Annotated in this window: 16 protein-coding genes; 6 read left to right on the forward strand and 10 right to left on the reverse strand. The window is 72.3% G+C overall.

What is annotated here, in order from left to right; genetic code table 11:
• Position 1 precedes the first annotated feature (1 nt).
• Positions 2-1,393 carry a maltokinase N-terminal cap-like domain-containing protein gene (locus IE290_RS08075; RefSeq protein WP_191243803.1) on the forward strand — a complete coding sequence of 464 codons (1,392 nt, stop codon included), beginning with the start codon at positions 2-4 and terminating at the stop codon, positions 1,391-1,393.
• Positions 1,390-3,576, forward strand: coding sequence for a 1,4-alpha-glucan branching protein GlgB (glgB, locus tag IE290_RS08080; protein ID WP_191243804.1), 2,187 nt, complete (start codon positions 1,390-1,392; stop codon positions 3,574-3,576). The genes IE290_RS08075 and glgB overlap by 4 nt, the downstream gene beginning before the upstream one ends.
• A gap of 61 nt (positions 3,577-3,637) precedes the next feature.
• On the opposite strand, the gene IE290_RS08085 is transcribed toward glgB, so the two are convergent.
• A complete protein-coding gene (locus tag IE290_RS08085) occupies positions 3,638-4,378 on the reverse strand; it encodes a TetR family transcriptional regulator (RefSeq protein WP_191243805.1) in 741 nt (246 codons plus the stop codon).
• Between the two features lie 123 nt (positions 4,379-4,501).
• Here IE290_RS08085 and IE290_RS08090 point away from each other — a divergent pair, with 123 nt between their 5' ends.
• Entirely contained in the window at positions 4,502-4,954 is a 453-nt protein-coding gene (locus tag IE290_RS08090) for a hypothetical protein (RefSeq protein ID WP_191243806.1), read from the forward strand.
• Positions 4,955-5,491: 537 nt separating this feature from the next.
• Here the strand turns inward: IE290_RS08090 and IE290_RS08095 are convergent.
• The 3 genes from IE290_RS08095 to IE290_RS08105 form a co-directional block, all read right to left on the reverse strand.
• Positions 5,492-6,757 (reverse strand): FAD-binding oxidoreductase, encoded by a 1,266-nt coding sequence (locus tag IE290_RS08095; RefSeq protein ID WP_191243807.1) that lies wholly within the window; start codon positions 6,755-6,757, stop codon positions 5,492-5,494.
• A 94-nt stretch (positions 6,758-6,851) separates the two neighbouring features.
• Entirely contained in the window at positions 6,852-7,814 is a 963-nt protein-coding gene (locus IE290_RS08100; RefSeq protein WP_191243808.1) for an IS481 family transposase, read from the reverse strand.
• A gap of 119 nt (positions 7,815-7,933) precedes the next feature.
• On the reverse strand, positions 7,934-9,493 hold the full coding sequence (locus IE290_RS08105; protein WP_191243809.1) for a PucR family transcriptional regulator: 1,560 nt from the start codon (positions 9,491-9,493) through the stop codon (positions 7,934-7,936).
• A gap of 96 nt (positions 9,494-9,589) precedes the next feature.
• On the opposite strand from IE290_RS08105, the gene pruA reads away from it, so the two are divergent.
• Entirely contained in the window at positions 9,590-11,215 is a 1,626-nt protein-coding gene (gene pruA / locus IE290_RS08110) for an L-glutamate gamma-semialdehyde dehydrogenase (RefSeq protein ID WP_191243810.1), read from the forward strand.
• 11 nt (positions 11,216-11,226) lie between these two features.
• On the forward strand, positions 11,227-12,135 hold the full coding sequence (locus tag IE290_RS08115) for a proline dehydrogenase family protein (protein WP_191243811.1): 909 nt from the start codon (positions 11,227-11,229) through the stop codon (positions 12,133-12,135).
• On the opposite strand, the gene IE290_RS08120 is transcribed toward IE290_RS08115, so the two are convergent.
• The 5 genes from IE290_RS08120 to IE290_RS08140 form a co-directional block, all read right to left on the reverse strand.
• Positions 12,125-13,093: a serine hydrolase domain-containing protein gene (locus IE290_RS08120; protein WP_373300407.1), complete on the reverse strand. Its 969-nt coding sequence runs from the start codon at positions 13,091-13,093 to the stop codon at positions 12,125-12,127. The genes IE290_RS08115 and IE290_RS08120 overlap by 11 nt on opposite strands.
• A gap of 61 nt (positions 13,094-13,154) precedes the next feature.
• A complete protein-coding gene (locus IE290_RS08125; RefSeq protein WP_191243813.1) occupies positions 13,155-14,312 on the reverse strand; it encodes an LLM class flavin-dependent oxidoreductase in 1,158 nt (385 codons plus the stop codon).
• A gap of 2 nt (positions 14,313-14,314) precedes the next feature.
• On the reverse strand, positions 14,315-15,325 hold the full coding sequence (locus tag IE290_RS08130) for an ABC transporter substrate-binding protein (RefSeq protein WP_191243814.1): 1,011 nt from the start codon (positions 15,323-15,325) through the stop codon (positions 14,315-14,317).
• Positions 15,312-16,022 (reverse strand): ABC transporter ATP-binding protein, encoded by a 711-nt coding sequence (locus tag IE290_RS08135; RefSeq protein WP_191243815.1) that lies wholly within the window; start codon positions 16,020-16,022, stop codon positions 15,312-15,314. The genes IE290_RS08130 and IE290_RS08135 overlap by 14 nt, the downstream gene beginning before the upstream one ends.
• On the reverse strand, positions 16,007-16,831 hold the full coding sequence (locus IE290_RS08140; protein WP_191243816.1) for an ABC transporter permease: 825 nt from the start codon (positions 16,829-16,831) through the stop codon (positions 16,007-16,009). Before IE290_RS08140 ends, IE290_RS08135 begins: the two co-directional genes overlap by 16 nt.
• A gap of 169 nt (positions 16,832-17,000) precedes the next feature.
• Between IE290_RS08140 and IE290_RS08145 the strand changes: the two genes are divergently transcribed.
• Positions 17,001-17,339: a cupin domain-containing protein gene (locus IE290_RS08145; RefSeq protein WP_191243817.1), complete on the forward strand. Its 339-nt coding sequence runs from the start codon at positions 17,001-17,003 to the stop codon at positions 17,337-17,339.
• Here IE290_RS08145 and IE290_RS08150 read toward each other — a convergent pair.
• A complete protein-coding gene (locus tag IE290_RS08150; RefSeq protein ID WP_191243818.1) occupies positions 17,332-17,742 on the reverse strand; it encodes a winged helix-turn-helix domain-containing protein in 411 nt (136 codons plus the stop codon). The genes IE290_RS08145 and IE290_RS08150 overlap by 8 nt on opposite strands.
• Between the last annotated feature and the right edge of the window lie 77 nt (positions 17,743-17,819).

The raw sequence follows: 17,819 nt of genomic DNA on the forward strand, positions 1-17,819 counted from the left end.
CTTGACCGATCCCCGTGAGCTGGTCGGCGCGCTGGTGACCGAACTGCCGGAGTGGCTGCCCACGCAGCGGTGGTTCGCCGGGAAGGACCGCCCGATCACCGCGGTGCGCCCGCTGAGCACGACGGTCCTGATGCCGGGCGACCCGCTCCTGCTCCACCTCGTCGTCGAGGTGGAGCAGGACGACCGGCGCGAGCCGTACCAGCTCCTCATCGGGAGCCAGGCCCACCTGCCGGAGTACCTCGGGTCGAGCTGGATCGGCACCGAGAAGGGGCTGCCCTGCTACGAGGCCACCGGCGACGCCGACCTGACGAGCAAGCTGCTCGACCTGGTGGCTGAACAGGCGCGGATCGGCTCGCTGCGGTTCGCACGCGAACCCGGCACGCAGCTGCGCGGCGGCCTGCGGGCCCGGCCGGTGGGCGCGGAGCAGAGCAACACCTCGCTCGTGTTCGGTCACCACTACATCCTCAAGCTGTTCCGCAAGCTCACCCCCGGCGAGAACCCGGACCTGCGGCTGCACCGGGCGCTGCACGGGGTGGGCTGCAAGCACATCGCCGAGCTGCTCGGCTCGATCACCGGCGACCTCGGTGGCGAGCCGGTCACGATCGGCATGCTGCAGAAGTTCGTGCCCGACGCGGTGGACGGCTGGGCCATGGCCACCACCAGCGTCCGCGACCTCATGGCCGATCCCGAGCTGCCCCCCGACGAGGTGGGCGGCGATTTCGCCGCGGAGGCGCAGCGGCTCGGCCAGGCTGTCGCCTCCGTGCACAGCGACCTGCGGCGGGCCCTCGGCGACGAGATCGCCGACGAGGGCGAGTTCGACCGCACGGTCAAGGCGATGCGGGATCGATTGGACACCGTCAGCCGTGCGGTGCCCCAGCTGGCCGAGTACACCCCCGCGCTGCGCGCCGCGTTCGAGAAGGTGCGTGAGGCCCGCGGGCCGGTGTCCATGCAGTTCATCCACGGCGATCTGCACCTGGGACAGGTGCTGCGGACCGTCAGCGGGTGGCTGCTGATCGACTTCGAGGGCGAGCCGGCCGCGCCGGCGGCCGAGCGGGTGGCGCTGCGCTCGCCGTTGCGGGACGTCGCCGGGATGCTGCGCTCGTTCGACTACGCCGCGCACCAGATGCTGATCGGCCACGACGAGGACGATCCGCGGCTCACCGAGCGGGCGCTGGAGTGGGCGCGGCGCAACCGGTCGGCGTTCTGCGACGGCTACGCCAAGGCCGCGCCGGAGTCGGTCGGCGACCCGCGGGCGCACGGCGACCTGCTGCGCGCCTTCGAGCTCGACAAGGCCGTCTACGAGGTGGCCTACGAACACGCCAACCGGCCGGAATGGCTGACCGTGCCGCTGGCATCCATCGCGAGGATCACCGCAGGAGGCGAACAACCGTGAACGCGGTCCCAGCCGAGCTGCCCGAAGCGGCCCCGCCGCCCGGCGACATCGACCGGCTGCTGGCCGGCTCGCACCACGATCCGCACTCGGTCCTCGGTGTGCACACCGCGGGCGAGTCGGTGGTGGTGCGGGCGCTGCGGCCGGGCGCGCGCCGGGTGAGCGTGGTCGCCGCCGACCACAAGTCCGACCTCGAACGCGTGGTGGACGGGTTGTGGGCCGGCACGGTGCCCGAGCACCCCGGCGACTACCGGCTGGAGGTCGACTACGACGGGCACGTGTGCCTGATCGACGACCCGTACCGGTGGCTGCCCACGGTCGGCGAGCTGGACCAGCACCTGATCGGCGAGGGCAGGCACGAACGGCTGTGGGACGTGCTGGGCGCGCACCCGCGCTCCTACGACACACCCGGCGGGGTCGTCACCGGCACGTCGTTCGCGGTGTGGGCGCCCACCGCGCGCGGGGTGCGGGTGATCGGCGACTTCAACGGGTGGGACGGCCGGTCGCACCCGATGCGGTCGCTGGGCTCGTCCGGGGTGTGGGAGCTGTTCATCCCGGGCGTGGAGATCGGGACGCACTACAAGTTCCGCATCCTCGGCGCCGACGGGCAGTGGCACGAGAAGGCCGACCCGATGGCGTTCGCGACCGAGAAGCCGCCCGCGACGGCGTCGGTGGTCACCGCGTCGGCCTACGAGTGGTCCGACGACGAATGGCTGGCCCGGCGCGACGCGACGAACTGGGCCAACGCGCCGATGAGCGTGTACGAGGTGCACCTCGGCTCGTGGCGGCCCGGCCTGGGCTACCGCGAGCTGGCCGAGGAACTGGCCGACTACGTGCAGGACCTGGGGTTCACGCACGTCGAGCTGCTGCCGATCGCCGAGCACCCGTTCGGCGGGTCGTGGGGCTACCAGGTCACCTCCTACTTCGCGCCGACCGCGCGGTTCGGGCACCCGGACGACTTCCGGTTCTTCGTGGACCGGCTGCACCAGCGCGGCATCGGCGTGATCGTGGACTGGGTGCCGGCCCACTTCCCCAAGGACAACTGGGCGCTGGCGCGGTTCGACGGCACCCCGCTGTACGAGCACGCCGACCCGCGCCGCGGCGAGCAGCCGGACTGGGGCACCTACGTGTTCGACTTCGGCCGCAACGAGGTGCGCAACTTCCTCGTCGCCAACGCGCTGTTCTGGCTGGAGGAGTACCACCTGGACGGTCTGCGCGTGGACGCGGTCGCCTCGATGCTGTACCTGGACTACTCGCGGCCGGAGGGCCAGTGGGTGCCCAACCAGTACGGCGGACGGGAGAACCTGGACGCGGTGCGGTTCCTGCAGGAGCTGAACGCGACCGTCTACAAGCGACACCCCGGCGTGGTGATGGTCGCCGAGGAGTCGACGGCGTGGCCGGGCGTCACGCGGCCGACGCACCTGGGCGGGCTCGGGTTCGGGTTCAAGTGGAACATGGGCTGGATGCACGACACGCTGCACTACCTGGCGCACGATCCGGTGCACCGGTCCTACCACCACAACGAGATGACGTTCTCGCTGGTGTACGCGTGGAGCGAGAACTTCGTGCTGCCGCTGTCGCACGACGAGGTCGTGCACGGCAAGGGTTCGCTGTGGGGCCGGATGCCCGGCGACGACTGGAACAAGGCGGCCGGGGTGCGGTCGCTGCTGGCGTTCATGTGGGCGCACCCGGGCAAGCAGCTGCTGTTCATGGGCGGCGAGTTCGGGCAGGAGCAGGAGTGGTCGGAGGAGCGGTCGCTGGACTGGCACCTGCTGGAACAGCCGCTGCACGGCGGGATCCAGAAGCTGATGCGGGACCTGAACTCGGTGTACGCCTCGACGCCGGCGTTGTTCAGCGCGGACACCACACCGGAGGGCTTCGCGTGGATCGACGCCAACGACTCGGCCGGCAACGTGGTGAGCTTCCTGCGCTTCGGTGAGGACGGCTCGCGGCTGGCGTGCGTGGCGAACTTCGCGGGCATGCCGCACCACGACTACCGGGTCGGGCTGCCGGTGGCGGGCCGGTGGCGCGAGGTGGTCAACACCGACGCGGAGGTCTACGGCGGGTCCGGGGTCGGCAACTACGGCGCCGTGGAGGCCGAACTGGAGCCGTGGCACGGACAGCCGGCGTCGGCGGTGCTGCAGCTCCCGCCGAACGGGGTGCTCTGGCTGACACCCGAGGAGTGAGCACGTTCAGGTGGTAATGGCACGGGGTGCCACTCTCGCGGGAGTGGCACCCCGTGCCATCTCAGTCGCCGTGGAGCGCCTGGCTGATCTGGCGGACCACTTCGGACAGCGGAGCCGAGGTCTTGAGGACCGCGATCACCGACTCGTCGTCGCCGGCGTCCGGGCGCGGGGCCGGGGTGTCGGCGAAGGCGTCGATCACCAGGGCGAAGGCCTCCTTGGCGTGGGCGTGGGCGTCCTCGGCCCCGCCGCTGCGCAGCCACCGGCGCAGGACGTGGTTGTGCGCGGCCGCGACCGCCGCCGCGGCGACCGAGCCGCGCAGGTCCCACAGCGGGTCGCCGGCGGCCTGGAACCGCGCGCGCAGGTAGGTCGCGAGCACGCGCTGGTAGCGGTCGACGCTGGCGACCTCCTTGTCCCGCAACGAAGGCACGGTGCGGGTGAGCGCGAACCGCTTGACCGAGACGTCCGGGTCGGCGAGGTAGGAGTCCAGCACCAGCCCGACGCCGGCGCACGCCACCTCGAGGGGGTTCTGCCGGTCGTCCGCGGTGGCGAACAGCTGCTCGATCCGGCCGAGGACCTCCTCGTGGTTCGGGAAGATCGCGTCCTCCTTCGACCGGAAGTACCGGAAGAAGGTGCGCCGCCCCACGCCCGCGGCCGAGGCGATCTCGTCGACCGTGGTGGCGTCGTACCCCTGCTCGGAGAACTTCTCGATCGCCGCCACGGTGAGGGCGTGGCGCAGCCGCCTGCGCCCCGCGGTGGTCCTGCCCACCCGCGGTCGCGGCGCGGACCGGGACTCGTCGGACATGTGGCCGAACCTAACAGGCCGGACTTGCTAAGGGCACGCAGTGCCATTAGCATCACATGTCATCCACCGCCGACTCGGGCACTGCCGCTCTGGTGCCCCGCCTCACCGGGAAGGGGGCTCGTCATGAGCGTCGATCACGACCTGGGCACCAAGCGTCCGGCCAGCACGCCCGTGGACTACCGCCGCACGTTCGGCTGGCCGGTCCACTGGCAGAACGGCAGCCTGAACTTCGTGATCGGGGCCGGTATCGGCGCGGTCGCCGTGCCGCGCGCCCGGGCCGAGCAGGTGCTGGAGAACCTGGCGCGCCAGGGGTGCCGCGGGCCCGCGCTGAGCGTGCCCACCAAGCACGGTTCGGTGGTCATCTTCCTGGTCGAGGCCGACATCCTGGGCAGCGACGCCGAGTTCCTCCCCCGCGACGTACGGGTGCTCACGGCGGGCACGTCGATCCCGATGCCGGGCACCCACGGCCCCGCCGACCTGGCGCGGTGGATCGTGCCGCCGGACCCGCACCAGCGCTGGCTGCCGAGCCTGACGGCCGTGCTGGCGGCGATCCGCTCGGCGGGCCGCTACCGCTGACGACGGCGGTAGCGGGCCGCACTCATCGAGGCGGCCCGCACCGCGCTGGGGCAGCCGACTGTCCGATTCCGGCGGCTACCCCGGGACGCGCCAGGGGCCGCGGCGCGCGGGGCAGACCCTCGCGTCCGCCCCGCTCCGCCCGCACCCCGGGGCAAGGTTCCGGCCACGGCCAGTCCCCGGGACGCAGCGCACCCGCAGCCGCCGTGCCCCAGGGCGGCCTTCCGACGCGGCGGATCCCTGACGCCCCAGTCGAAGCAGCCAGTCCCCTGGACACAGCGCACCCGCAGCGGCTCTTGGCCCACCGACGGCCGGAGAACCCTCACCCCGCCTCGGCAGCCACCCCGCGCCAGGGCGATCTTCCGGCGCGGCGGATCCCTGACGCCCCACTCGAAGTAGCCAGTCCCCGGGACGCAGCGCACCCGCAGCGGCTCTTGGCCCACCGACGGCCGGAGAACCCTCACCCCGCCTCGGCAGCCACCCCGCGCCAGGGCGATCTTCCGGCGCGGCGGATCCCTGACACCCCACTCGAAGCAGCCCTCACCCCACCTCGGCGGCGGTCCGCGCCGGGGTGATGTTCCGGTTGCAGCGGAACACATTGCGCGGGTCGTGGCGGGCCTTGAGGGTAGCCAGGCGCTCGTACAAGTCCGGCTCGTACCCCGCGCGGGTCTGCGCCTCGCCCGCGGTGTCGGCTCCGCCGTACACGAACGCCAGGTTGTGGCCCATCGACCACGGTGCCAACGCCCGCGCCACGCTCGAGTGCACCTCCCGGTCGTCCGGACCCGAGATCACCCGCACCGCGTAGCGCGCCGCCCGGTGGCCGACCATCGCCTGGCCCGGGCGGCTCATCGCGCCACCCAGGTGGCGGATGTCGACCACCGCGCCGAGCCCGGCCACCGCGTCCAGCGCCTCCGGCGTCAGCTCACCCAGCAGGTGGTTCGTCGCCCGGTAGGCGTGCGGCTCGTCCGGATCGCTGTGGATCGACGGCGTCTCCAGGTACGGCATCGTCCGCACCGTGTCGCGAAGCCGCTCCCCCACCGCGCGCAGCGGAGCCACCAGACGCTCGTCGTGCACCAGCGACGCCACCCGCACCGACGCGATCCGCCCGGCGGGCGCCGGCACCAGCGTCACCGACGAGGTCACCTCCTCCGGCAGCGACTCCGTCCACTCGCGCCACGCCTCCAGCACCGGCCCGATCAGCGGTTCGGCGAACACCAGCTGCCCGCCGAACACCGCGGGCACCTCGACCAGATCCACCTCGAGCGCGGTCACCACCCCGAAGTTCCCGCCGCTGCCGAGCACCGCCCCGAACAGCTCGTCATCCGGCGCCAGCGTGCACAGCACCCCGTCCGCGGTGACGATCTCGACGCACCGCACGTGGTCGGAGGCGAACCCGAAGCGCCGCCCCAGCAACCCCACTCCCCCGCCGAGCGTGTACCCGACCACCCCGACCGACGGCGACGAGCCGTTCAGCGGCGCCAGCCCGTGCGCGGCCGCCGCGGCGACGAGCGCACCCGCCCGCACGCCGGCGCCGACCCGGGCGGTCCGGTTCACCGGGTCCACGCGCACGTCCGTCAGGCGCCGCGTGCTGACGAGCACCCCGCCCTCGGCGGGCACCGACAGCCCGTGTCCCGTGGCCTGCACCGCGACCGGCAGGTCCCGTTCGACGGCGTGGACGACGCCGAGCCGGACGTCCTCGGCGTCGCGCGCGGGTACGACCACCGCGGGCCGGTGCCGGTAGGCCGTCTGAAAACCGCGGACCTCGTCCTCGTAACCGTCGTCGTTCCGCGTGAGCATCTCCGTCATGACTCCAGCCTCGGCCCAGAGTCTCCAGAAGTCCAAGAGCTGGTGAGTCTGCCGACCAGAAGCGACAGTTATGGTCGATGTTCGCGGCGTCGCCCTAGATGTGTTGTTCGGTGAGGTTGGTGCTGCGGCTGGCTGGGGTGTTGCCGCCGATGCCGGTGTGGGGTCGGTGGTAGTTGTACCAGTGGAGCCAGTCGGGGAAGGCGGCTTGGCGTTGGGTTTCTGAGGTGTAGGGCTGGTGGTAGGCCCATTCGTCGAGCAGAGTGCGGTGGAAGCGTTCGACCTTTCCGTTCGTTTGGGGCCGCCAGGGGCGGGTGAAGCGGGGTGTGATGTGTAGGTCGGTGCAGGTGGTGTGCCAGGTTGTTTTGCGGTAGGCCCAGGCGTTGTCGGTCAGCACCCGCTCGATGGTGATGCCGTGGCTGGAGAACCAGGCGTGCGCGCGGCGTAGGAAGGCTGCGCAGGTGGCGGCTTTCTCGTCGGGCAGGATTTCGGTGTAGGCCAGGCGGGAGTGATCATCCAGGGCGGTGTGGAGACAGAGGTAGCCGCCGCCGGCGGTGCGGACCTGCTTGGCCCGGCCTTGGGCACGGCCCAGGACCTTGTGCCCACCACCGTCGGGGATGCGGCCGAGTTTCTTGACATCGACGTGGACCAGCTCGCCCGGAGTGGGGCGTTCGTAGCGGCGAATCGGCTCGCCGGTGGCGCGGTCACACGCGGCCAGCACCGGCACCCCGTGGCGGCGCAGGATCGCATGAGCGGCCGAGGGCGCCACCCCAGCCCGCACCGACAGGCGAACCGGGCCGATCTTGTGCTCCTGCCGCAACATCACGACCAGAGCCTCCGCCTCAGGCGACGTGCGGGTCGGGCTGCGATGCGGCCGGCTGGACCGGTCGTTCATCCCCGCCGGGCCGTGCTGGCGATAACGGCCCACCCAGCGCGCCACAGTGGTGTGACTGACCTGGAACCGCTCCGCTGCCCGACGCAGCGACCACCCCTGCTCCACGACACACCGGGCAAGCCGCAGCCGGCCCGTCGGGGTCAACGGAGCGTTACGGTGGACCATCGAGGACCTCCTGGTGTTCGGGTGCAGATGTCGCAATCCACACCGAACCCGGAGGTCCTCACCCATATCAAGATCATCCTCAGCGTGTCAGCCATCACCAACGTCCCCGAACAGCACACCTAGACACCGGGCGGGAGCCGCAACTGCAGCGAAGCGAACAGCCGCACCAGCGGGTCGCCCAGGTCCAGCCCCGCCACCTCCCCCGCCCGCCGCACGCGGTACCGCAGCGTGTTCGGGTGCACGTGCAGCTTCGCGGCCGCCGAGCGGACGTCCCCCAGCGCGTCCAGGTACGCCAGCAGCGATGACGCCAGGTCCGGGTGCCGTGAGCGCAACTCCGTCAGCCGCGGGTCGCGCAGGCGCGGCTGCTCGGCCAGCACCGCGAGCGTCTCGCTGACCAGGACCTGCGACCGGACGTCCGCCAGGGTCGCCACCTCCAGGTCCAGCCCGCGGGCCATCGCGTCCAGCACCCGGTCCGCCTCCTGCCGCGACACCCCCACGTCCTCCACCCCCGGCACCACGCGGCCGATCGCCGCCCGCACCGGCGTGCCCGCCGAGGCCACCATCTCGCGCGTGAGCTCCAGCAACGACACCCCGGCCGGCAGGTCGGGCAGGAACACGTAGGTCCGGTCGCCGAGCTGGGTCACCAGCGCGCTGCGCCGGTAGGCGGCCGCGTGCACCGAGATCACCGCCGCCAGCGCGGACCGCCGCAGCTCCAGCTCCGTGCGGTCCACCGGCTCGGCCCCGCGCGGCGCGAAGGCCACCACGGCGGCCGGTTTCGCCGGATCGGCCCCGATCTGCCGGGCCACCGACACCGGGTCGCTGCGCCCCTCGAGCATCCCGGCCAGCAGGTTCTCCCGGAACCGGGCGCCCGCCGCGCTGCGCCGCCGCACCAAGTGCAGCGCCGCCACCCGCGCCGCGCCGACCAGGGCCTGCTCCGCGCGCGAAGCCAGCGGCGCCGCCCCCTCCTGCACCCAGATCGACCCGAGCGGCCGCCCACCGGCGTGCACCCCGATCGCTAGGCGCGTGCGGATGCCCAGGTCCGGCCGCTCCTCGATGCGCACGACCTCCTCGGTGGCCCGCAACCGCTGGTAGACGCCCCACTCGTGCAGCATCTTCAGGTACGGCGCCGGTCCCTGGCGGCCCAGGATCGACAACCGCCGCAGCTCGTCCACCTCGTCGTCGGACCGCGAGTACGCCAGCACCCGGCTCGCGGTGTCCTCGATGCTCACGATCCCGCCGGTCAGCGCGGCGATCGTCTGGGCCAGCGAGAACAGGTCGCCGAGCGTCTCACCCGCGTCCTCGTCCGCCTCCCCCCGGGCGGTCTCCAGCACCCCGCGCACCAGCGCGGCCAGCTGCTCCCACCGCACGTCGGCGGCGACGGCCAGCAACGCGATCCCCGCGTCGGTCGCCGCGTTCCGCAGCAGCGGCAACGCCGAATCCGACTCCACCTTGACCGCCACCGCGGCCGCGCCCTGCCGCCCGGCGGCGCGGATCAGCGGCACCGCGGCCCGCCCGCGCGCGCCGATCACCAGCGCCAGGTCACCCGGCCGCAGCTCCGGGGTGTCGTCGGGTTCGAGCACCACGACGTCGGAGATCTCGCCCGTTAGCCCGTCCGGGACGACCTCCACCTCGACCAGCGGATCACCGAGCGCGATCAGGACCTGCCGCAGTTGTGCCACACAACAAACAGTAGTCCCAGAATTAGCCGAACCGACAAAAACCAGCGCCCGCGATCTTCCTAGCGTTGAGACATCCGACAACGAGGAGGAGCAGCCGTGGACGCCGTGACCACCGTGCCCACCCCGGCCAACGAGCCGGTCCTGCAGTACGCGCCGGGCAGCCCGGAACGCGCCGAGGTGCAGGCCGCCCTCGCCGAGCTGGCGAAGGAGCCGATCGAGCTGACCGCGACCATCGGCGGCGAGCAGCGGATGGGCGGCGGGCCGCGGATCGACGTCGTCCAGCCGCACAACCACCGCGCCGTGCTGGGCACCCTCGGCTCGGCGACCCAGCAGGACACCCGCGACGCGCTGGCCGCCGCCCGCGAGGCCGCCCCGGCCTGGCGGAAGCTGTCCTTCGACGACCGCGCCGCGATCCTGCTGCGCGCGGCCGACCTGCTCAGCGGCCCGTGGCGGGCCCGGCTCAACGCCGCCACCATGCTCGGCCAGTCCAAGACCGTGTACCAGGCCGAGATCGACTCGGCGTGCGAGCTGGCCGACTTCTGGCGCTTCAACGTCGCCTTCGCCCGCCGCCTGCTGGCCGAGCAGCCGGCCAGCTCGCCGGGCGTGTGGAACCGCACCGACCACCGTCCGCTGGAGGGGTTCGTCTACGCGATCACCCCGTTCAACTTCACCGCGATCGCCGGCAACCTCCCGACCGCGCCCGCGCTGATGGGCAACGTCGTGCTGTGGAAGCCCTCCCCCACGCAGAGCTTCGCCGCGCACCTGACCATGCGGCTGCTGGAGGAGGCCGGGCTGCCGCCGGGCGTGATCAACCTGCTGCCCGGGGACGGCCTGGCGGTCTCCGAGGTCGCCCTGGCCGCCCCGGACCTCGCGGGCATCCACTTCACCGGCTCCACCCGCACGTTCGGCCACCTGTGGTCGCAGGTCGGCGCGAACATCGCGAACTACCGCACCTACCCGCGGATCGTCGGCGAGACCGGCGGCAAGGACTTCGTGCTCGCCCACCCGTCCGCCGACCTCGACGTGCTGCGCACCGCGCTGATCCGGGGCGCGTTCGAGTACCAGGGCCAGAAGTGCTCGGCCGCCTCCCGCGCCTACCTGCCGCGCTCGGTGTGGTCCCGGATGAAGGACGACTTCCTCGCCGAGGTCGAGTCGCTGCCCATGGGCGACGTCACCGACCTGGGCAACTTCCTGGGCGCCGTCATCGACCGCCGCTCGTTCGACCGGCTGTCGGGTGTCCTGGACCGCGCCCGCGCCGACGACCGGCTGGAGATCCTGGCCGGCGGCACCGCCGACGACAGCGAGGGCTTCTTCGTCCGCCCGACCGTGATCGCCTCGGACCACCCGGAGCACGAGGTGTTCACCACCGAGTACTTCGGGCCGGTGCTCGCGGTGCATGTCTACGACGACGCCGACTACGACACCGTGCTGCGCCAGGTGGAAAGCGTCGCGCCGTACGGGCTGACCGGCTCGATCATCGCGACCGACCGGTCTGCCATCGCCCACGCCACCGAGGAACTGCGGTTCGCGGCGGGCAACTTCTACGTCAACGACAAGCCGACCGGTGCGGTCGTCGGGCAGCAGCCCTTCGGCGGCGGCCGGGCGTCGGGCACCAACGACAAGGCCGGGTCGATCCACAACCTGCTCCGCTGGGTCAGCCCGCGCTCGATCAAGGAGACGTTCGTGCCACCCACCACCGTCGGCTACCCGCACCAGGGCTGAGGAGGACCACCGTGCTGCGCACCGCACTGCTCGCCGCGGCCGGGTCTCCGGCCTGCCGGTCGCTCGTCGAACGGTCCCCGCTGACCCGCCCCGTGGTCCGTCGCTTCGTCGCCGGTGCCGGAGTGGGCGACGCGCTGGCCGTGACCGCCGAGCTGATCGGCAGCGGCCGGACCGTCACGCTCGACCACCTGGGCGAGGACACCACCGACGCGGCCATGGCCGCCGCCACGGTGAAGGCCTATGTGGAACTGCTGACGCTGCTGGCCGACTCCGGATTCGCCGCGGGCGCCGAGGTGTCGGTCAAGCTGTCCGCCGTCGGGCAGCGCCTGCCCGACGGCGACCGCGTCGCCTTGGACAACGCCCGCCGCATCTGCGAGGCCGCGGCCGCGGCGGGCACCACGGTCACGCTGGACATGGAGGACCACACCACCACCGACGCCACCCTCGGTGTGCTGCGTGAGCTGCGCGCGGACTTCCCGTGGGTCGGCGCGGTCCTGCAGGCCTACCTCAGGCGCACCGAGCAGGACTGCCGCGACCTCGCCTACGCCGGTTCTCGGGTGCGGCTGTGCAAGGGCGCGTACCGCGAACCCGCCTCGGTGGCGTTCCCGGACAAGTCCGAAGTGGACCGCTCCTACGTGCGCTGCCTGCGGGTGCTCATGGACGGCGAGGGCCATCCGATGGTCGCCACCCACGACCCGCGGATGATCGCGATCGCCGCGGAGCTGGGCCGGGACCGGCCGGACTGGGAGTTCCAGATGCTCTACGGCATCCGGGACGCCGAGCAGCGGAGGCTGGCGCGCGAGCACACCATGCGCGTGTACGTGCCCTACGGCGACGAGTGGTACGGCTACTTCATGCGCCGCCTGGCCGAGCGCCCGGCGAACCTGGCGTTCTTCCTGCGGGCGCTGGTCACGCGGTGAGTTCGGCGATCCGGCGGGCGATCGGCCAGGCTCCCTCGGAGGTGTTGGACAGCACGGTCCACGTCGTCCTGCCACTGTGGACGGTCCGGAACGACACCCCGGCGTCGTAGCCCTCCAGCTGGACCGCGTCCCCGGTGAGCCAGAACCCGAGGCCGTAGCGTAGGTTCTCCTCGGGAACGTCACTGTGGGCCGCGGTCATCTCCCGCACCCGGGGCGGAGGGACGATCCGCCCGGCGAACAACGCGGTCCAGAAGGCGTGGACGTCGGCGGCGGTGGAGTAGATCCCGCCGTCGCCACTGCCGAGCACGGGCAGGTGGAACACGTTGGTCCGCCGCTCGCCGACGTAGCCGAGGGCCACCCCGGCGGCGGGCTCATCGGAGCGGAGGAACGCCGTGTCCGTCATGCCCGCGGGCACGCAGACCAGGTCGTGCACCAGGTCGGCGAACGGGCGGCCCGCGGCCCGTTCGGCGAGCAGGGCGAGCACCACGTAACCGCTGTTGCAGTAGGAGAACCGCTGCCCGGGCGGGAACTTCGACAGGTGGCCGTCCAGCACGCGCAGGTAGTCCTCGGTGGCGGCCAGCTCGTGCACCGGCACGGGCAGGATGTGGTCGGTGACCGGGCGGTCGGCCTCCTCGTCGCAGTAGTCGCCGATGCCGGAGCGGTGCGCGAGGAGGTGTTCGACGGTGACCGCGTCGCCGATCAGCGGCAGGTCGTCGCCGAGCAGGGCGCGGGCGGGCGTGTCCAGCGCGAGCACCCCGCGCTCGGCCAGCGCGGCGATCGTCACCGCGGTGACGCCCTTGGTGCCGCTGGCGAGGGCGAAACGGGTGCCGCCGGTGTTGGGCACCCGCAGCCCGCGGTGGGCGAAACCGTAGGCCCTGGTGAACGTGCGGCCACCGGAGTCCACGCGGACGACGCCGGAGAACCCGGTTTCGGCCGCGAGCGCGTCGATCCCCTCCACCCGGACCATCCTGCCGGGTGGAGGGGATCGGCTCACCTGGTTTTACTGCGCGGCCCTGGTTTTACTGGGCAGCGACGTGTCGCTCCTCGCGCAGGGCGGTGCGCTGGTCGCGGGTGCCGCGCAGCAGGCCGCGGTGCGCCAGTTCGGGCAGCACGCCCTCGGCGAACCAGTACGCCTCCTCCAGGTGCGGGTACCCGGACAGGACGAACTCCTCGATGCCGAGCGAGTGGTACTCCTCGATGAGGTCGGCCACCTCGCCGTGGCTGCCCACCAGCGCCGTCCCGGCGCCGCCGCGGACCAGGCCGATGCCGGCCCACAGGTTCGGGTGGATCTCCAGCCCGCGCACGCCGCGGTCCAGGCCGCCGCCGTGCAGGGCGACCATCCGCCGCTGCCCCTCGGACTCGCTGGCGGCCAGCTGCGCCTGTGCCTTCGCCACCTGCTCCGGGCTCAGCGCGTCGAGAAGCTTCTGCGCCTCCGCCCAGGCCTCGGCGGAGGTGTCCCGGGACAGGGTGTGCAGCCGGATGCCGAACCGGATCCGCCGCCCCTGCGCCTGCGCGAGCTCCCGCACGCGCCGGATCTTGTCCGCGACCTGGGCCGGCGGTTCGCCCCAGGTCAGGTACACGTCGGCGTGCTTGGCGGCGACCGGCAGCGCGGCCGGGGACGAGCCGCCGAAGTACAGCGGCGGCACCGGGTCCGGCGGGGCAAGCACGGTCGCGCCCTCGACCGACAGGTGCTCGCCGGTGAAGTCGAACGGCTCGCCGCTCCACACGCCGCGCGCGATGGTGAGGAACTCGTCGGTGCGGGCGTAACGCTGGTCGTGGTCGTGGAAGTCGCCGAAGCGCTTCTGCTCGACCGAGTCGCCGCCGGTGACGATGTTGAGCAGCAGCCGCCCGCCGGAGATCCGCTGGTAGGTGGCGGCCATCTGGGCGGCCAGGGTCGGCGAGATGACGCCGGGGCGGAACGCGACCAGGTACTTCAGCCGCTTGGTCTCGCGGATCAGCGCGGCGGTGGTCAGCCAGGCGTCCTCGCACCAGGTGCCGGTCGGGGTGAGCACACCCTCGAACCCGAGCTGCTCGGCGGCGCGGGCGATCTGCGCCAGGTAGTCGATGGTGGGTTCACGCTGCGCGACCGGTCCGAGGGACCGGTTGGCGTGGAACCGCTCCACGATCGTGCGGCCGTCGCCGCTCGTGGGCAGGAACCAGTGCGGTGTGATGGTCATGCTCATCCCCTCGCTGCGGCCAGGTCGGCGGCGAACCGGGTATCGGTGAACTCCGCGAAGTCGATCTTGCCGGGCAGGACCTTGTCCGCGGTGAACGCGTCGGCCAGCTGCTGCTCGGAGGCGATCACCTTGTCGTCGAGCGGCACCGGCAGATCGGGTCCGTTCTGCACGGACGCGAGCGTGATCTCCGGCTTCAGCCCGGTCTCCGCGGACCACGCCTGCGCCCACTGCTCGCGGTGCGTGTCGGCCCACTTCTGGGCCTTGGCGATCCGGACCACGTAGTCGCGGATGGCGGCGTTCTTGCCGGCGTCGGCCAGCGCGTCGTGCCCGGCCACCTGGAAGGTGTAGCCGTTGGCGGTGCCGGTGCCGTCGGCCAGCACCCGGGCGTTCGCTTCGAGCCTGGCCTGCGAGGTGTAGGGGTCCCACACCGCCCAGGCGTCGATCTGGTGCTGGGTGAACGCGCCGTAGGCGTCGGCGGGTTGCAGGAAGGACAGCTTGACGTCCTTCGTGGACAGTCCGTTCTTGGCCAGCGTCAGCAGGATCTGGCCGTGCGCCGAGCTGCCCTTGGCCACGCCGATGGTCTTGCCCTTGAGGTCGGCGACCGACCCCAGCGGCGAGTCGGCGGGCACCAGCAGGGCATCGCTGGCAACGTTGCCCTGCGCGGAGCTCACGATCGAGATCTTCGCCTTCGCGGCGGCGGCGAAGATCGGCGGCGTGTTGCCGACTCCGCCGATGTCGATCGCGCCGGCCGAGGCGGCCTCCAGCAGCGGCGGGCCGGAGGTGAAGGTGGACCATTCGATCTTGTACGGCAGATCGTTCAGCAGCCCGGCGGCCTTGAGCAGGGCCTGCGAACCGCCCTTCTGGTCGCCCACCTTCAACGTCACCTTCGCCAGGTCGGCCGCGCTCACCGGCGGCGGCACCGACGGGCTCGACGACGGCTCGCTCCCGCCGCCGCACGCGGTGAGGCTCAGCGCGAGCGCCGTGACGGCGGCGAGGATTCTAGGCAATCGCATGGTCGGTCACTCCCAGATCGGCCAGCACCCTGGCGCGAACGTCGATGTGGTCGGACACGGCGCGCGGCCGTGGGTGGTCCAGAACGTGCTCGGCGATGATCCGCCCCTCCCCCAGCACCAGGACGCGGTCGGCGAGCAGCAGCGCCTCGTCCACGTCGTGGGTCACCAGCAGCACGCCGGGCCGGTGCTCGGTCCACAGGTCCTCGACCAGCCGGTGCATCGCCAGCCGGGTCAGGGCGTCCAGCGCGCCGAACGGCTCGTCGAGCAGCAGCAGGTCGGGTTCCCGCACCAGCGCCCGGGCCAGCGAAACCCGTTGCGCCTCACCGCCGGAGAGGGTGCGCGGCCAGGCGTCGGCGTGGTCGGCCAGCCGCACCTCGGACAGGGCGCGCTCGGCGAGCGCGCGGTCCCGGCCGCGGTCCGGCAGGCCGAGGACGACGTTGCGCCACACCCGCCGCCACGGCAGCAGCCGGGGTTGCTGGAACGCCACGGACACCGCGCCGTCGACCCGGGCCTCGCCCTCGATCGCGGTGTCCAGCCCGGCGAGGATGCGCAGCAGGGTCGACTTGCCCGAGCCGCTGCGGCCGAGCAGGGCGACGAACTCGCCGCGCCCGATCTCGAGGTCCACATCGGACAGCACAGCGCGTTCGCCGAAGCGTTTGGTCAGGCCGTGCACCCGGGCGATCAGTTCCCGCGCCATCGCAGCGCCCTCCGTTCGATCAGGCGGACCAGCGCGTCGGTGACCAGGCCGAGCGCGGCGTAGACGATCAGGCCGACCACGATCACGTCGGTGCGCAGGAACTCACGCGCGTTGTTGATGAGGTAGCCCAGGCCGGCGTCGGCGTTCACGGTCTCGCCGACGATCAGCGCGAGCCACGCGACGCCGAGCGCCTGCCGCAGCCCCACCAGGGTTTGCGGCACGGCGGAGGGCAGCACCACGTGCACCAGCCGTTCCCAGCGGGTGTAGCCGAGCGCCGTGGTGGCCTCGACGAGGTGGTCGTCGACGTTGCGGATCCCGGAGTAGATGTTGAGGTACAGCGGGAACGCCACGCCCAGCGCGACCAGGACGATCTTCGGTTCCTCACCGATGCCGAACCACAGGATGAACAGCGGGATCAGGCCGAGGAACGGCAGGGTGCGCAGCATCTGCACCGGCGGGTCGATGAGCACCCCGCCCCACCGGGACAGGCCCGCGACCACGCCCAGCACCAGCGCGACACCGGCGCCGAACGCGAAGCCCAGCCCGACGCGGACGATCGACACGGCGAACGCCTCGCCCAGCTCGCCGGATCGCGCGGTCTCGATCCCGGCCTGCAGGACCGTCCACGGTGAACTGAGCTGGTCCGGTGAGAGCACACCGGTCGAGGAGGCCACCTGCCACAGGGCGAGCAGCGCGAGCGGACTGATCCAGCGGCGCAGGTCGGGCAGGCGGCGTCTGCGGGCCGGACGCGGCCGCGTCCCGGTTGCCTCCTCCGGGCGCGCGAGAACGTCCGTTGCGGACAGCGACACGGATTTCTCCCAATTTTTTCGGGGGTTTCACCGAAAATGCTTCCTCCCACGATCGGGCGGGTCAACGTCCTCCCGGATCGCGGAACCGCGGCCGCTGAGCAGGCCGGAGTTTCTTTCACCGCTTGGGAAAACGTTGACAGGAAGCGGGATCGGCGGTCAGGCTGCCGAGGTGACCGACTTCCAGCCGCTGACTACCGTCGAAGGCCTCCCGCTGCTCGGCGGCTCCGGCCGTTTCCGCGTCCTGCAGCACAGCGAACGAGGGCTGCTGCTCGAACTGGCCTACCCGGCGGGCGTTGCCTCGCCCGAGCACTTCCACGACCACGACAGCTTCATCTACGTGCTCGAGGGTGAGCTGACGGGCACGGTGGACGGGAAGCCGGCGCGGCTGGGCGCCGGCGACACGCTGGTGCACCCGCGCGGGGTGCGGCACACGGTCAGCGCGGTGACCGACAGCCGGTGGCTGGAGTTCAAGGCGCCGCCGCCGGAGGTGGGGCGCGTGCTCAGATGATGTCGGCGCGTCCGTCGAACCGGTAGCCGACTCCGCGGACCGTCGTGATCGAGAAGCGGTCGATCTTGCTGCGCAGCTTGCGGATGTGCACGTCGATGGTGCGGCCGCGGCTCGGTCCGGGCAGGCGCCACACCTGTTCGGTGAGTGCTTCCCGGTCGAAGACCCGCCCGGGGTGGCTCGCCAGGAACAGCAGCAGCTCGTACTCCAGGCGGGTCAGCTCGACCTCGGCGCCGTGCGCGCGGACCCGGCGCGAGGTCGTGTCGATGCGCAGTGCGGGCGCCGGTTCGAGGGCGTCCAGCGCTTCGCCGATCGCGGCGCCGATGCGGTCCGGATCGCCGTGGACGACGATGTGCAGCTCGACCGCGCCGTCCGGCCGGTCGACCCGGGTGAGGGACTGCGTCATGGTCCCATGCAGCCACGGGGCCGCCGGGGGGTCAATCGCGTCCCGGTGCTTGGGCGCGGGTTGCCGTGGCACACTCG

The sequence above is a fragment of the Amycolatopsis deserti genome (genome assembly GCF_014653945.1).
Lineage (GTDB): Bacteria > Actinomycetota > Actinomycetes > Mycobacteriales > Pseudonocardiaceae > Amycolatopsis_E > Amycolatopsis_E deserti.

Coding starts and splice junctions, on each gene's coding strand:
- IE290_RS08125 (WP_191243813.1), bottom strand. CDS start 14,312: ATGACCATCACACCGCACTGGTTCCTGCCCACGAGCGGCGACGGCCGC.
- IE290_RS08150 (WP_191243818.1), bottom strand. CDS start 17,742: ATGACGCAGTCCCTCACCCGGGTCGACCGGCCGGACGGCGCGGTCGAG.
- IE290_RS08085 (WP_191243805.1), bottom strand. CDS start 4,378: ATGTCCGACGAGTCCCGGTCCGCGCCGCGACCGCGGGTGGGCAGGACC.
- IE290_RS08100 (WP_191243808.1), bottom strand. CDS start 7,814: ATGGTCCACCGTAACGCTCCGTTGACCCCGACGGGCCGGCTGCGGCTT.
- IE290_RS08095 (WP_191243807.1), bottom strand. CDS start 6,757: ATGACGGAGATGCTCACGCGGAACGACGACGGTTACGAGGACGAGGTC.
- IE290_RS08090 (WP_191243806.1), top strand. CDS start 4,502: ATGAGCGTCGATCACGACCTGGGCACCAAGCGTCCGGCCAGCACGCCC.
- IE290_RS08135 (WP_191243815.1), bottom strand. CDS start 16,022: ATGGCGCGGGAACTGATCGCCCGGGTGCACGGCCTGACCAAACGCTTC.
- IE290_RS08130 (WP_191243814.1), bottom strand. CDS start 15,325: ATGCGATTGCCTAGAATCCTCGCCGCCGTCACGGCGCTCGCGCTGAGC.